The 15,420-nt window shown below is 55.8% G+C and carries 13 protein-coding genes; all 13 read right to left on the bottom strand.

Going from position 1 to position 15,420, the window contains the following annotated elements:
* Positions 1-9 precede the first annotated feature (9 nt).
* Entirely contained in the window at positions 10-723 is a 714-nt protein-coding gene (hisA, locus tag DTL42_RS21915) for a 1-(5-phosphoribosyl)-5-[(5-phosphoribosylamino)methylideneamino]imidazole-4-carboxamide isomerase (RefSeq protein ID WP_114372207.1), read from the bottom strand.
* Positions 724-838: 115 nt separating this feature from the next.
* Positions 839-1,447, bottom strand: coding sequence for an imidazole glycerol phosphate synthase subunit HisH (gene hisH, locus DTL42_RS21910; RefSeq protein ID WP_114372912.1), 609 nt, complete (start codon positions 1,445-1,447; stop codon positions 839-841).
* Positions 1,448-1,668: 221 nt separating this feature from the next.
* Positions 1,669-2,469, bottom strand: a complete 801-nt coding sequence (locus DTL42_RS21905; protein WP_114372205.1) for an OmpA/MotB family protein — start codon at positions 2,467-2,469, stop codon at positions 1,669-1,671.
* A 63-nt stretch (positions 2,470-2,532) separates the two neighbouring features.
* Positions 2,533-3,138: a hypothetical protein gene (locus DTL42_RS21900; RefSeq protein WP_114372203.1), complete on the bottom strand. Its 606-nt coding sequence runs from the start codon at positions 3,136-3,138 to the stop codon at positions 2,533-2,535.
* A 67-nt stretch (positions 3,139-3,205) separates the two neighbouring features.
* Entirely contained in the window at positions 3,206-4,501 is a 1,296-nt protein-coding gene (locus DTL42_RS21895; RefSeq protein ID WP_114372201.1) for a prepilin peptidase, read from the bottom strand.
* A gap of 25 nt (positions 4,502-4,526) precedes the next feature.
* Positions 4,527-5,075 carry a shikimate kinase gene (locus DTL42_RS21890; protein ID WP_158545512.1) on the bottom strand — a complete coding sequence of 183 codons (549 nt, stop codon included), beginning with the start codon at positions 5,073-5,075 and terminating at the stop codon, positions 4,527-4,529.
* Complete coding sequence (aroE, locus tag DTL42_RS21885) at positions 5,072-6,562, bottom strand: shikimate dehydrogenase (RefSeq protein WP_114372196.1); 1,491 nt, start codon at positions 6,560-6,562, stop codon at positions 5,072-5,074. The genes DTL42_RS21890 and aroE overlap by 4 nt, the downstream gene beginning before the upstream one ends.
* Positions 6,563-6,653: 91 nt before the next feature.
* On the bottom strand, positions 6,654-8,597 hold the full coding sequence (mutL, locus tag DTL42_RS21880; protein ID WP_114372194.1) for a DNA mismatch repair endonuclease MutL: 1,944 nt from the start codon (positions 8,595-8,597) through the stop codon (positions 6,654-6,656).
* Positions 8,598-8,636: 39 nt separating this feature from the next.
* Complete coding sequence (locus DTL42_RS21875) at positions 8,637-10,085, bottom strand: sigma-54-dependent transcriptional regulator (RefSeq protein ID WP_114372192.1); 1,449 nt, start codon at positions 10,083-10,085, stop codon at positions 8,637-8,639.
* Between the two features lie 159 nt (positions 10,086-10,244).
* Positions 10,245-11,039: a two-component system sensor histidine kinase NtrB gene (locus DTL42_RS21870; protein WP_114372190.1), complete on the bottom strand. Its 795-nt coding sequence runs from the start codon at positions 11,037-11,039 to the stop codon at positions 10,245-10,247.
* Positions 11,040-11,105: 66 nt separating this feature from the next.
* Complete coding sequence (locus DTL42_RS21865) at positions 11,106-12,347, bottom strand: hypothetical protein (protein WP_114372187.1); 1,242 nt, start codon at positions 12,345-12,347, stop codon at positions 11,106-11,108.
* 118 nt (positions 12,348-12,465) lie between these two features.
* Positions 12,466-14,721 carry a polyribonucleotide nucleotidyltransferase gene (locus DTL42_RS21860; RefSeq protein ID WP_114372185.1) on the bottom strand — a complete coding sequence of 752 codons (2,256 nt, stop codon included), beginning with the start codon at positions 14,719-14,721 and terminating at the stop codon, positions 12,466-12,468.
* Positions 14,722-15,076: 355 nt separating this feature from the next.
* On the bottom strand, positions 15,077-15,346 hold the full coding sequence (gene rpsO, locus DTL42_RS21855; protein WP_114372183.1) for a 30S ribosomal protein S15: 270 nt from the start codon (positions 15,344-15,346) through the stop codon (positions 15,077-15,079).
* Between the last annotated feature and the right edge of the window lie 74 nt (positions 15,347-15,420).

Genomic DNA, 15,420 nt, shown 5'->3' with positions numbered 1-15,420 from the left:
TCTCCCAAGCTATTTAGCGGCGGCGACCGCTTCGCGAACGGTTAAGCGGTTTTCGTACAGAGCCCGACCGACAATTGCTCCGTCGAGCCCAGCTGCGGTGAGGTGCTTCACGTCCTCGACGGAAGTGACCCCGCCAGAGGCAACCACCGGCAGATTGACCGCTTCTTTCATCGCTTGCATGGCCGGGACATTGGGGCCGGCCAACATACCGTCGGTGGCGATGTCGGTGTAGATTAAAGCGGCGATGGGAAGGTGTTCGTAGGTCTTCGCTAGGTCGATCGCCGAGGTGGTGCTTACTTCCAGCCAGCCGTCGGTGGCGACCATCCCTTCTTTGGCGTCGATTCCCAGGACCAGCTTATTGGGGAAACGTTCGCACATCGCGGCGAACCACTCTGGCTCGCGGAGGGCTTTCGTACCGATGACTAAGCGGCTTAGGCCAAGGGAGAGAAGTTGCTCGATGGTCGCTTCGTCGCGAATGCCGCCCCCTACTTCACACGGAATGTTCACTGCATGAATGATCGCCGAGATCGCGTCGCGATTTTTGAGGCTACCATCTTTGGCTCCGTCCAGGTCGACCAGGTGGAGGCAGTCGGCACCTTCTTCGACCCAGCGTTTGGCCATCTCGGCGGGATCGTCCCCGTAAATCGTTTCGCGGTTATAGTCCCCTTGTTGCAGGCGAACACATTTTCCGCCGAGAAGATCGATTGCTGGCCAAATTTCCATCTTGGGGTCCTTTCTGGGCCAGCGACCGAAAACTGTGGCTCGACTGGCAATAGCTTGTATGAGTTAGCCGCAGCAAGAAAATCAGGCTACGGGAAGTAAAACGGGGATGCAATGCTTACGCCAACTCGGCGAAGTTCTTCAGAACGGCCAGCCCAGCATCTTGGCTCTTTTCGGGGTGGAACTGCGTGGCGTACAGGTTGTCTTTCCACACCGCCGCACAGAAAGGCCCGCCATAGTCCGCTTCAATCGCCACCACATCTTTGTCTTGGGGGACCACGTAGTACGAGTGAACGAAGTAGAAGTACGTTCCTTCGTCGATTCCATCGAAAATGGGGGGCTTATGGAGGAACTTGGCTTGGTTCCAGCCCATGTGAGGAACCTTATAGCCATGCGGCAGGTCGAACTTGACGACTTCGCCAGGCAATATGCCCAGCCCTTCGTGCTCGCCTCCTTCGTAGCTCACATCGAACAGCATTTGCAAACCTAGGCAAATCCCGAGAAAAGGGGTGCCAGATTCGATTTGATCCTTGATGGGGCTCACCAGGTCGCGACGGCGAAGTTCGTCAACGGCATCGCCACAGGCCCCTACGCCGGGCAGCACCAGTTTGGTGGCGGCGGCGATTTCTTTGGGGGCGCTGGTGATATGAGCTTCGTGTCCAGTTCGCTCGAACGCTTTCTGGACACTTCTCAGATTTCCCATCTGGTAGTCGACGATCGTGATCATCGGCGGACGAATTCTTTCAAAAGGGACAACGTCGAGCAGTGGATTCATTCCCACCACTAGGGACACTGGCTAAGGGGCGCGAGTTCGCCTGGGCACCTATTGTAATTGGTTTGTCCTGCTGCTGGCAGGTTAGTGGAATAGTTTGACGTTTTCAGGGTTCCATTTTCAGTGAAGAGAGAGCTATCTTCATCGAGAAGAAGCGGGAACCGGAAGAGAGGCTTTTATTCAGCCGATTCGGGGTAGATGACCAAATCGACGCGGCGATTGCGTTGTTGGCCGGCTGGGGTCGCGTTGGAGACGACCGGGTGGTTCGAGCCATGCCCGACGACAACCATCCGTGCTGGAGCAATCCCGTAGCGACCACTTAACTGATCGAAGACGGTCTGGGCCATGCTGGCCGAAAGCTGGTGGTTCGAGGTGAACGGGGCCCGAGCTGGTTGATTGTCGGTATGCCCCTCGACCCCTACTTTGTTGGTCGGAAAATCACGGCTAAGTATTCCGCTGACCTGAGAAAGGAGCACTTCTGAATTCGGAGTCAGCGAGTTGGTACCAGGCTGGAAGATGGCATCGGCCGAGATTTCCAGGCGAATGACGTCGCCATCTTGACGCGCATTGACCCCTGGGATTTGGATCTGGCTGAGGTCGGCAGAAAGGCTGTTGTTGGGCTTAATGACGGCTCCGCCCCGGTACTGGGTCGAGGCCATCAACGTTTGCACCTTTTGTTCCCGCTCTTTGGCCAGCTCTTGCGATTGGGCCAGCTGCTTGGTGGTATCCCCCAGTTGGCGACGCACCAAAACCAGTTCGTCCTGCAAGATCTTTTGCTGCTGCTGGGCTTGGGCTAGCTGCGAATGCAGATCTTGGTTCGAGGCATCCAGACCAGAAGCTCGGCGTTCGAATTCGGCGATTTGCGACTGCGTCTGTTGTTGCATCAGCGCTTGCTGCTGCCGCCAGGCGGCATTTTGATTGCAGCCCAAGCCAGCAACTGCTAGCGAGATCAGCATCAGCGAGCAAAAACGGAACATGGCAGGCCGTGTCGACAAAGGGCCGGGGAAACTTGAGGCAAAACGGAAATTTCACGGCGGATATTAGCAACCGACCTTTTCATCGACAAGGCCGATTCCGGCAACCGGTTGCTCGAAACTTGGTTGCTGTTCCAGAGATTCGCTCAGCGGAGGCAGGCCGTGGCGAAAATGGTGCGAGCGGGCCGGGACCTGCGGAAGCCACGCATATTGGGGATACTCGCCGTAATAGCGTTTGATGAAGTGCCGCCCAGGCAGGTGCTGGCAGTGCGTTTCCCAGTCTAAACGCTGCATCAATCGCGAGGTGATTTTTTCGTTGGAAAGTTCACAGACACTGGCATTTGCCCCCCGCACTTGAGCAATCCAGTCCAGCACTTCCACGCTGCGGCGCAAAGTTTTCCAGCTTGTTTGAGCCGTCGATTCGATATAGGCCAGCGTCAAAAAGCCTGGGGAAGTGACTGGGAAGTTATAGAACAACCGGCAGTCATCTCCCCGCTTGGCATGCTTCCAGCGGCCCAGAGTGACAATCTCGAACCGCGAGACAAGCTTCGGCCAGGGGCGAAATGTCAAACGGTGGAATTTCCCGCCGGTTACCTGGATGATGCCATATCGCCGCTGGCGAACTAGATTCGTTGCAGCGGTCAAATTGTCGGTCGTTTCAAACCAAAGCATGGGGTGAGCTCCTCTCTGCGAGAAGGATAGCTCACCATTTGCGAATGGGTAGTAGCGGTTTTACTGGTTACGCTTCGTCTGGATAGATAAAACGGAACTTGAACCAAACCCAGGCCATCAGCATCGCCCCTAGCAGCACCGGCAAGACCAGGAACAGCGCCGGCAAGATCCAGCCGAGCCCCATCAGAGGCCCATAGTTTTCCCACAGTGGGCTCCAGAAGATCATCGTGATCAACGTAGCAATGCACAGGTACGGGCCATAGGCGAGGTAGGCATCACCGGTCAACAGATAATTAACCAGGGCGAAAACGCAAGCGATGAACGGTGCCAAAAAGAAGATCACCATCACCGGTTGCCAGCCGATGTATACGCCAATCATGCACATCAACGTCACATCGCCAAAGCCCATCGCTTCTTGCCCCATCGCCACGCTGGCAAAAATGCGGACCAGCCAAATAAGCATGCCGGCGAACGCCATGCCAAGCAGACCGGTAAACACGGCCTGCCAAATCTCTGGTCCACCTAATCCCCAAGCCAAGCTGACGAAAGTCAGCAGCAAGGCAAGCAAACCTAAGTACTGCCAGTTGAGGGAATATTTCACGAAACTGGCAAGCAGGTAACGCAAAAACTTGACAGTGCCTCCGCGCCACCAAACGAGCTTCGGACACAACGCAAACCACCAGCCAGCGGCCAGGAATAGGCCGAAAGCCAAGCCCCCTGCTTCGTTCCACGATTCTGGCCAGGTCGAAAGAATGGCAGCATTCAGCGGTATCGCAGGGATTTGAGTGCCCGGATTGGCATAGCCGAAAAACGGCCCACTGGGAATGGGCAGCCCCACAAAAGGAAGCAGCCAGCACAGGACCAAGCCGATCAGAAAACCAGGCACCGTCACGTAGTCAGGGATGGTCCGCGAATCGAAATCGACAAACGTGGCAATCGTCATGAAGACAATGAGCACGAGATGCTGAAGGTAAATCGAATGAAGCTGCCCTGTTGTTAGGGGGACGTTTACTGTGAGAGGTACCAGCTTCTCGCTGATGATCCAGTGATAGTACCAGGCAAAGAAGAACGCGCAGCCCAGTTCGATCAGTAATGGTTGGATCCAGTGAATCGTGCCGTGGAGCTTGCTTTCGCGCGATAACCCTAGCCAGCCAAAGATCGGTACTTTGTCGAAGAGATTACGCTGGGGGGCTTCGGGGTGGGGAGGCGTCCAAGGATCGTATTGCTTGGGGTGCCAAGTCCAGCGATAAACGGCTCGATTGATCTGTCCGCCGACGACTGCGCCCACGATGAACAGTGAGATCAATCGAAACGGCATCGGAAGCCCGACCCACAATGCTACGAGGTTATCCCACCAAGCCACGTCACGGTTCTTTCTACGCTGGGTTCTAGGGAAGCTGTGCCATAATGGCGTCTGCGACGGCCTCAGGCGACTTCCCCTCGGTATCGATCGTTACGTTGGCACACTGTTTATAGAGTGGAAGGCGAGCGTTCAAGACCTCTTCGATCTCTTCCAGGGGCGACTTGCCGGTCAAGCTAGGCCGCCGGGCCTGGGTGGAAGGGTCTTGGCCCAGACGCTTAGCGATAATCGCAGGGGAAGCGGTCAGCCAGACCGTAAAGCAGTGCTGATTTAACAGCTGGCGATTTTCTTCCCGCAGGATAACGCCCCCACCCATGGCCAGGATTTGTTGCTCGCCAGTGGTAAGCTCGCGCACGGCTGCGGTTTCCAAGTCACGAAAACCAGCCTCGCCCGAAGCTTGGAAGATCTCAGCGATCGATTTGCCGGCTTGGGTTTCAACCCAGTCGTCGGCATCGATCGCTTGCCATTCGAGCCGAGCGGCTAGCAGACGAGCCACGTGCGATTTGCCAGTGCCGCGATAACCGATCAGGGCTAAGTTGCGTGCTGTGTGCCGCTTCATCGTGGGGTGACCGCTCAACTGGTTCGCACCGCTCCGGTGATTCGCTTGAGCGTGCTACGCATAAGCTCGCGCGAGGTGTCGACACCGGTGAAATGTTTGAATTGGAGAGCCGCCTGGCGAACGAACATCTCGACCCCAGTGACTACGCGAGCCCCGGTGGCCTTGGCTTCTTTGATTAGCAAAGTTTGTTCGGGGTTGTAGACGGTATCGAAAACGACCATGCTCGGCTTGATCCAACGTTTCTCGAAGGGGGTTTCGTTGACGTTGGGGTGCATGCCGACGGGTGTTCCGTTGATCAAAATATCTGGCACTACCGAACCGCGATCGTCCCAGCGGATCGAGCGGCATTGGAAGTGGTTGGCTAACTGCTCGGCGTTTTCCAGGGTCCGGCCGCTGATGGTGACGTTTGCCTCACGTTGCTTCAGAGACCAGACAATTCCACGGGAAACGCCGCCAGTACCTAACACCAGCACCGTTTTGCCTTTGAGTGAGCCCCCATGTAGTTCCGGCGGCAAGGCGGTGTCGAGGCTTTCCATGGCCGAGGCACAATCGGTGTTGTAACCGGATGGGCCGTTTTCATCGAAGATTATTGTGTTGGTTGCTCCCACACCCTTGACCGCATCGTCCGGGTTCTTCAGAAATTTGGCTGCGACTTCTTTGTGCGGAATCGTAACGCTCAGTCCGCGTACGCCTAGTTGCGGACAAACTTCGTTGAGGAAGACTTCCAGGTGCTCGCGAGGTACGCGAAACGGCAGATAGCGCCGGTTCATGCCTTGTTCGGAAAAGGCCGCGTTGTGTAGGTGAGGACTCAAGCTGTGCCCCACCGGATCGGCCACGACGCCGTACAATTCGGTCTCGTCGGTGATTTCTTCGTAGCGGTACAAATCGACCATTTGGCGAAAACCGATTTGCCCAGGGGCCAAGGTTCGCTCATTCGAACTCGTTGCATAGGTGAAAGGACAACCAAATCGCCCGCCTAAAATGCGAGAAGGCATCCCCATGTCGCCCATGCAGAGACCAATCGTGGGAACCTCGCTGTTGCGGACCAGTTCGAGAATTCGCACGTTGTCTTGCGGTGAGTTCGCCATCGTGGCAATCTTGACGATATCGGCATCAAGCTGCTGCATGCGCCGATGCAGACTTTCCAGGTCGGCAGGCGTTTCGCGAAAGTTGTGGTAGCTGATGATGCGTTTTGTCTTGCCGTAGCGTGGAACTGAGGAGGCAATGTCTTCTTCCAGATCGACGTAGTCGGCCCCTTCGGCGATTGCGGTACGCAATACCATCTGACGTGCTTGCTCGTCGCCGGAATAGCGACCACCATCTCGTTCGCGGCGGTAGGTGATCACTACCGGACCTGGGCGATTTTCTAGTAGGCGGCGGAGCTTAATGGAGCCGTTGATATAGTCGAGCCGTAATTCGCACAATAACGCACCTTGCTCGACTAGATGTTTATGCTCGGCAATGACATGTTTGTGCCGGCCTCGGCCAATACTGACGCAGATCATGAATCTATCCCGAAGTCATCTGGCGATGTTGGACATAATGGAGTGGATCGGTGTGTGGGGCATACCCCTCAGCCAGAGTAAACCTACTATCTTACGTCCGTTGGAATCGCCGGTCGAGTTCCTCTTTGGTAAACAGAAGCGAGGTGGGCCTGCCATGGGGACAGTGGTGAGCATCTTGGCAAAGGTGCCGCAAATCGAGCAAGGCATCGATTTCCTCGCGAGAAAGGCGGTCTCCGGCCTTAATCGCGGCCTTGCACGACATCATGTGCAGTAGTTCGTCCAGCAGGTCTCTTTTCTCTAAATTCTTTCCTTCGGTCAAAAGCTGATCGACGATTTCTCGGACGATTTCCACCGGTTTGCGGCGTCCCAAGATCGCTGGATAGCTGCGGATGAGGATCGTATCTCCTCCGAAAGCCTCGACTTCGATGCCGATTTGTGCCAGTGTTTCGGTCGCGGCCTCGACGGCGGCAAACTCTTGAGCCGAGAGATTTAAGGTTTCTGGGACCAAAAGCCGCTGCACTTCCAGGCGTCTCGCCAAAGCCTTTTCGCGCAGTTCCTCGTAAAGAATCCGCTCGTGCAGGGCATGCTGGTCGATGACGGCCATCCCTTCGTCGGTTTCGGTGATGAGGTAACGATTGTGCAATTGAATGGCCCGGTGGAGCGAACCGGTTGCTGAGCCATTTGAGGGGATCGCCTCGGCGGAGTCGGTTTCATCCCAGGAGGGAGGCTGTTGGTCCGCTGGTAGCGGCTGACCTTGCGAAGTCCCCCGAGGCAAACCGCTGGGGATCGGAGGCAACGGCAAGCTGCCTGCTCCAACGGCTGAACGGTTGATGGGAGTCAACTGCAATGGGGCCCGCTGATCGGAACGAAAGTCGAGGTCAAAATCGGTTTGGCGAGATTGCCGCGACTCTGCTTCGGACGAACTGCCAGGCACGGCTCCTTTCGCCCAAGCCACTAGTTCCTGACGCAAAGCATCCGCCGATTGAGGATCACCACTGCTGGCAGGGGCGTCGCCATCTTCCGCCGGACGATAGGTCGATGTTAGATCGGAGGCAAGGAATTTTTGCCGCAAGGTTCCTAGTAGTTGGCTATAGATTCGTCCGCTGTCTTGAAAGCGAACTTCTAGCTTCGTCGGATGAACGTTCACGTCGACCATCTCCGGAGGCATTTGCATCCGCAAGAAGGCAATCGGATAACGTCCATGCAGCAGCAGGCCGCGATAGGCTTCTCCCAAAGCGTGCTGTAAGGCACGATCTTTAATATAGCGACCGTTGAGAAACAGGTACTGCATCCGGTTGTTGCTGCGGCTGAAGCGAGGATTTCCCACAAAACCACGAAGCGTGACTTGGTCGTTGCTACTCTCGACGTCGATTAATTGATCGGCGATCTCGGCACCAAAGAAAACCCGCACCCGTTCTCGCAGATCGGCACTTGGTGGTAAATCGTGGACGAGCCGCGCGCCATGTTTGAGCGTGAAGTGAACTTCAGGATGAGCGAGCGCAATACGGGTGAACGCTTCGCTGATGTGGCCGAATTCGGTTTGCGTTGTTTTCAGAAACTTCTTGCGAACTGGTGTGTTGAAGAACAGATTACGGATCTCAATGATCGTCCCAGGCGGGCAGCCACATGGCTGCGATTCCTGAACATTTCCGCCATGGACCAACATTTCGCTGCCGCAATCGGCATCGTGGGGGCGACTGCGGAGGAGGAACTGGCTGACCTCAGAGATCGAGGCCAACGCTTCCCCGCGAAAGCCAAGCGTATGAACATGGAACAGTTCTTCCGCCGAACTGATTTTGCTGGTCGCGTGCGAAGCGATGGTCAGCGCCATATCTTCCGGAGCGATCCCGCAGCCGTTATCCGCGATACGGATCAGTTCGGTTCCGCCATGTTCGATGGTGACGTCAACCCGCGTCGCGCCGGCATCGAGCGAATTTTCCATCAGCTCTTTGACGGCGCTGGCCGGGCGTTCGATCACCTCGCCAGCGGCGATCTTGTTCACGACACTCGGAGATAGCTGTTGAATCTTCGGCATCCGCTGCCCACTCCCTTCGGTTAACCTCGGAACGACCCTTTAGTCGCCGCGAAGCCCGTATTCTTTGATCTTGCGATAGAGGGTTCGTTCGCCGATCCCTAGTAGCTTGGCCGCTTCTTCTCGATTTTGTCCGGTCGATTTGAGTGTCTCGACAATCAACCACTTCTCGACTTCGCTGAGTGGTTGTCCGACCATACTGGTCAGTTCGCCGTTGGCCGAAACGGTTGGCTTCGGTTCGTCTGGCGGGGTGAGGTCGTCGCCGTCTTGGATTAGCTCTGGCGGAAGATCGTCGAGCCCGATCGTTCCGTCTAAGTCGAGCACGACCATACTCTCGGCAAAGTTCCGCAATTGCCGCACGTTGCCTGGCCAATCGTACTCTAGGCAGCGTTGGTAGACGGTTCGATCGATGCCGCGAATCTTCTTGTCGTGCTTTTTGGCGAATTGCTTCAGGAAGTGATCGAACAGCGGCAGGATGTCGTCAGGGCGTTCCCTTAGCGACGGAAGCTGCACGGTCACGATCCTCAGCCGATGGTAAAGATCGGAACGGAAGGTGCCTGCCGAAATGGCCTCTTCCAGATTGCAATTGGTGGCGGAAATCAGCCGCACGTTGATTTTGATCGGCTTGTTTTCCCCTACGCGGGTAATTTCACTCGATTCGAGTACCCGTAGCAGTTTTACCTGAATCGACATCGGCATGTCGCCGATTTCATCAAGGAAGAGCGTGCCGCCGTTGGCATATTCCAGCCGGCCAATGCGTTCGCTGGCGGCGTCGGTATAAGCCCCTTTGGCATGGCCGAACAGTTCGCTTTCGAGCAAATGTTCGCTCAGCTCGGCGCAGTTCAGCGGGACGAATGGTTTCTTTTTGCGAGGGCTGTTTTGGTGAATGGCTTGAGCGACGACTTCTTTCCCGGTGCCGGTCTCACCCAGGATCAGCACGCTGGCGTCGGTCGGGGCAATACGCTGCAAACGCTGGACGACCTGACCCATCTTACTGCTGGAATAGATCAGCCCTTCAAAGCCGAATTTTTCGTCCAAACGGCGCATCAACTCCGAGTTTTGCCGTTTCAGCTGAATCGTCTCGGCGGCCTTCAACGCGGCAGCCCGGAGTTTATCCGGGGTGAGCGGCTTTTCAAGGAAGTTGAGGGCCGCGTGCTGCATGGCAGCCACGGCGGTCGAGACGGTGGCGTGGCCAGTGACGACAATCACTTCGCAGTTAGGGCGATGCTCTTTCGCCAGACGCAAGATCTCCATCCCGTCGATGTCATTCATTACCAGGTCGGTGACGACGATCTCAAACGGCTGCGAGCGGATCTGCTCGGCCCCTTCCGGGCCGCTGGTGGCAACGGTGCAGACAAAACCAATCCGCTCTAGGCTTTCCGCCATGGTCAGGGCATGGGCTTTGTCGTTGTCGACCACCAGCACACGGAACTGATCCGGCTGGATGTCTTGGGATTCGGATTGAGGCTGGGTTTGGGCTTCTTGCGTCATGCCACCATCGTACCGAAGATGCCCCGAATGCTCTAGAACCGTCCTGCTTCGAGGGGGTGAGAACAAGAAAAAGACTAACCCTGGGTGCCAGTTACACACACGTTTGTACAGGTCTTCCTGCCCTTGGTATTCTCTCTGCCCTCGAGGGAAAAAGTCTTCCTATTCTCCGTCCGGCAGCAAGGGAGCGTCGATCGTTGGTTGCTGTTTTTTGCGACCGATGCGGGGGGGTAAAGGGAATTCAAGGGTGAATTGAGTGCCTCGGTCGAGTTCGCTTTGCACGTCGATCGTGGCGTGGTGCGCTTCGATGATCTTTTTAGCCAGCGGTAAGCCGAGGCCAGACCCCCCTTCTTTGGTCGAATAGAAAGGGTCGAACATCCGCAACGCAGTCGTATCGCTCATGCCGCAGCCGGTATCGACCAGACGCAACAGGACGCCGTTGCGGAACTCGCGGGTTTGCACCATCAACGAACCCCCATCGGGCATGGCCTGGATGGCGTTGACCACCAGATTCAACAGTGCCGAGTAGAGGAGCTCGGCGTCGAGATTGATGCTCGGGAGTTCGGAATCGAGGTAACGAATGATGTCGATCCCTTGCTGGTTGGCTTGCGGTTCGACAAAGTTGAGCACCCGCTCGATCTGATCGTTGAGGTTGCCTGGCAGAAGGTTTAAGTCACGAATCCGAGCAAACCGCAAAAAGTCGTCCAGCAGCCCTTGCAGGCGTTCGCACTGCTCCTGAACGGTAGCCACCTTTTGCTGAGCCCGACGCTGCTGCGGCGTCTGCGGATCTTGCATATCCTCGGCCAGCAGTTCCATGTTCATCCGAATGACGGAGAGTGGCGTCTTGATCTCGTGAGCAAGCGAACCTGCAAGCCGGGCGATCTCGTTGTACTGATCCATCAAGTACTGATCACGCGACTTTTCGCTTGGGCTGGAGTTGGAAGTTTCTTGGGACATACGCGGTGGTTAAGCGGTAAAACACACGGAAGTTCAATGAGGAGACTTATTCTATCGCGCCCCTAACTAGAGTTCGCTAGGGGGATCTTGGTCGCTTGTCTCTTCCTGAGGAGGCTCTTTACCTGCGTTGAGAAGACGGCGAACGGTGGCGGAATAGGAAGATTCCTCGTCCCATCCGGTTTCCTCGTCGAAAATTTCCACCATGATAGGGCGTTCGGTCGGGGAAAACTGTTCGATCTGTTGGAATTGGCAATCATGGAATTGAATCTTCTTCAGCGCGGGAGCTGCCACAATGGCTTGCCAAACCGGGGAGTTAATCTCTTGCTGTTCGAGATAAAGACGCTCTAGCCCAGGGGTTTGAATCCAGCGGGCCAGCAATTCCGGCGGAAGTCGCTCGGCGAGGCTAAGTGACAGAAAACGAAGGGATTGCGGCTGGCACTGGGAAAGGTACTCGATGACTTTGGCCGGATCCCGTTTTTCGTGTGCGTAGGAACTAATGGATAAGTCGTCGATTCGAGTTAAGTCTTTTAATTGAAGAAGCATTTCAGTGGGAGGGGTTGCAATCGCAAGCGGGGCGAATTGCTCTAACGTTTGGAGATCGCTTGCTACGCCGGGATCGATTCGTGACTCATCTAGGACCGAAATGCGAAACCGAAATGAGGGGCCATCCTCTGACTGAGGTTTGAAAAGCGATAATACAAGCATATCGCGACGGTTCAGGGCTACGATTACTCGACGTACTTCTTCGTTGGAAACAGGGCGTTCCCAAAAGAGAGAAAGCCCGTGGTCACGTAGTCGTTTGGCACCTTCGCCGGTAACATGCGTATCCCATAATTTAACCTCTTTGAGCGATTTCATCGCCAACAAATCATCTACGCATTGATCCGTAACATTGCATCCGATCAGGTTAAGCGCTTCCAAATTGGGAAGCCCCGTTAACTGTTTGACTCCGTTGTCGGTAACCTCGGTCCATTTCAAGTCGATTAGTCGCAGGCTTGGGCAGTTCAGCAGAAAAGAAATCTGATGATCATGAAATTCGGTCGCTTCAAGGCCGATGTCTTGAAGGTGCTCCAGTGGAGAGAGGGCTCCGAGATCAAAAGTAGAAAGATCCACATGTGGTAGAAAGATGGAGATAACGGCATAAGGAGGGATGTCGTCGGGTCTTGCCTCGGCCTTTTCGGCCAGATAAGTGTATCCACCGGCATCCTCGACCATCTTGGTCACTTGCTCGTTGTAGATCTTTTCGGAAGAGTTAAAGCAGCCAGGCAAGGTGGCAACCCACAGCACAATTAAGCGTCGGAGTAGCATAGTTCTCCTTCGGACTTGATGACTTGTCTTGGAGTTGGGGTGTTCGAAAAGCGAAAATGGCCCCAAGTCGAAGTCGACCGGGGCCATTTTGTTTTAACACAGAATTGTCCGCGAAGCGTTAGTCTTCGCGACGTGGGCGACGTGGGCGTCCGCCTCGATCGCCACCACGGCCACCGCGGTCTCCGCCGCCACGACGATCGCCGCCGCGACCACCACGGTCACCGCCTCGATCACCACCACGCGAACCGGCAGCTTCCAGTTCGTCGTCACCGTCGCCGGCTGGGGCATCGCCGCCAGGGAGGGTGGCTTTGTGGCTCAGCTTGACGCGGTCATGTTCGTCGACCAGCAAGACCTTCACGGCCAGGATGTCGCCAACTTTGACGACGGAGTTGACGTCCGAAACGTATTCGGTCGAGAGTTCGCTGATGTGGCACAAGCCGTCACGACCAGGCAGGATTTCGACGAATGCACCGAAGTCCTTCACACTGGTGACACGGCCTTCGTAGATCTTGCCGACTTCGACTTCGCCGGTGATCGCTTGGACGCGAGCCATGGCAGCTTCGGCCCATTCGAGGTTACCGCTGGCAACGATGACCGAACCGTCATCGTCGACATCGATGGTGGCACCCGTTTCTTCCTGGATGGCACGAATCGTCTTGCCGCCAGGACCGATCAGCAGACCGATCTTTTCAGGGTTGATCTTGGTACGCAGCATACGCGGAGCCCAGACCGAAGTGTCGTCTTTCGGCTGGCTGATCGTGGTCAGCATCTTGCGGAGGATTTCGATACGGGCTTCGCGGGCCTGAACGAGGGTCTTACGAATGATTTCTTCGTTGATCCCCTTGATCTTCAGGTCCAACTGGATGCCGGTGATCCCGTTCTGGGTACCAGCGACCTTGAAGTCCATGTCGCCATGGTGATCTTCTTCACCCAGGATGTCGGTCAGCAGGACGAAGTCGTCCCCTTCCTTCACCAAGCCGATCGAGATACCGGCAACTGGGTTGGTGATTGGCACGCCAGCGGCCATCAAGCCGAGGGTCGCACCACAGACCGAAGCCATCGAGCTGGAACCGTTCGATTCCAAGATGTCGGAGATCACACGAATGGTGTACGGGAAATCTTCCGCGCTAGGCAGAACAGGGTTCACACTTCGTTCGGCCAACGCACCGTGACCAATTTCACGACGACCAGGGCCACGAATTGGACGGCATTCACCCACCGAGAACGAGGGGAAGTTGTAGTCCAACATGAACTTCTTCGAGTATTCGTCGATCAGGCCATCGACCCGTTGTTCGTCACGCGGGGTGCCCAAAGTCACCGTGATGAGCGATTGGGTTTCACCACGTTGGAACACGGCGGAACCGTGAACACGTGGCAGCACGTCTACCTTGCACAGAATCGGGCGTAGGGTCTTGGTGTCGCGACCGTCGGTACGGGTACCGCTGAGGATCAGGTCGCGGACGACGCGTTCTTCCAGGTCGTGCCAAGCAGTGCCGAAGGCGCCTTCGTCGAATGCGTCTTCCGCAGTCGGGTCGGGAATCAGCTCTTCTTTGACTTTGGCCTTCAGTTCGCGAACCTTGTCGGCACGATCTTGCTTGCCGGTGGTCTGCTTGGCAGCTTTGAGTTCGGCGTAGTAGGAATCAGTGAGCCGTTGGTAGAGGCCACCGTCGTTCGGTTCTTCGAATTCCATCTTCTGCGGGCCGATCTTTTCGATCAGTTCCTGCTGAAGATCGCAGACTGCTTTCACAACTTCGTGGGCTTTCATGATCGCGTCGGCCATCTCGTCTTCGGGAATTTCCCGCGAGAAACCTTCGATCATGAGGACCGATTCTTTGTTGCCTGAGATGATCAGGTCGAGGTCGCTCTGTTCCAGTTGGTCGAACGTGGGGAACGGAACGAGTTCGCCATCGATGCGTCCCATGCGGACGGCCGCCAGCGGACCTTGGAATGGCAGGTGCGAAATGCACAAAGCGGCCGAAGCACCGTTCATTGCCAAAACATCGCCGTCGTGCTGGCGATCGCTCGCCACAACGTTGGCTTGAATCTGAACTTCGTCGTGATACCCCTTAGGGAACATCGGACGGATCGGGCGATCCATCAGACGGGACGAAAGGATTTCTTTGGTAGTTGGACGTCCTTCTCGCTTGATGAAACCGCCTGGAAACTTACCGGCAGCAGCGGTTCGCTCGCGATAATCGCAAGTCAAGGGAAAGAAGTCAGTTCCCGGTCGAGAGGGACCAGAAACGGTGGCGACCAGAACGACCGTTTCGCCATATTGTACGAGCACTGCCCCGTGGGCTTGCTTGGCTAGAAAGCCAGTGGTGATGGATAAGGTTTCATTGCCAATCTTCTTCTCTACGCGAATTTCTTCCACTTTTTCCGTCCTACACAGCGCACCAGAAACTTTCCGTGTGGGCTTGCGCCAAGAAGGTATGGGCCTGGAGGAGAGAGGGGCCCGGCCATTTGGAACATCCAGTGCTTGGTTCAATATAAGTTGAGGTCCACCGCATTAAAAATTGATAGAGCGGTACCCCGTGAGGTTGCCTTGCCGGCCATTGTTTTTCCACCACCAGCAAAGCGTGGTAAAGACGCGTCGTGCCACCATTGGGCGCGCGTCTTCTGGGCTCATTCCATTTGCCTCTTAAAATTCGAGGCTCGCTGCTGTTTGCACGTGCGAGCCCCTTATCAATGGCCAAATCGCGGTAAATTGGACCGCTGTAGCAACAAAGCTACTTACGAATGCCGAGTCGGGCCAGCATGTCCAAGTACTGCTGCGGGTCGTGCCGCTTCAAATAGTCCAACAAGCGACGGCGACGGCTCACCATCGCCAAAAGACCGCGACGAGTCGCATAGTCTTTTTTGTGCTTTTTCATGTGCTCCGTCAGGCTGTTGATGCGACTGGTCAAAATCGCAATCTGAACTTCCGGGGAACCCGTGTCCTCGCCACCACGTTGGAAATCCTGGATGGCTTCGTTTTTCTTCTCTTTGGTAATCGACATGGGCGACTTTACTTACGTCCGCAAGTAGGGTGACTTCTTCTTAACCACAATAACGACAAGGACTTGTGAAATCA

This window comes from Bremerella cremea (genome assembly GCF_003335505.1).
GTDB classification, from domain to species: Bacteria; Planctomycetota; Planctomycetia; order Pirellulales; family Pirellulaceae; genus Bremerella; species Bremerella cremea_A.
The sequence above is the reverse complement of the archived record's forward strand: the minus strand, read 5'-3'. Positions and strand labels throughout refer to the sequence as shown.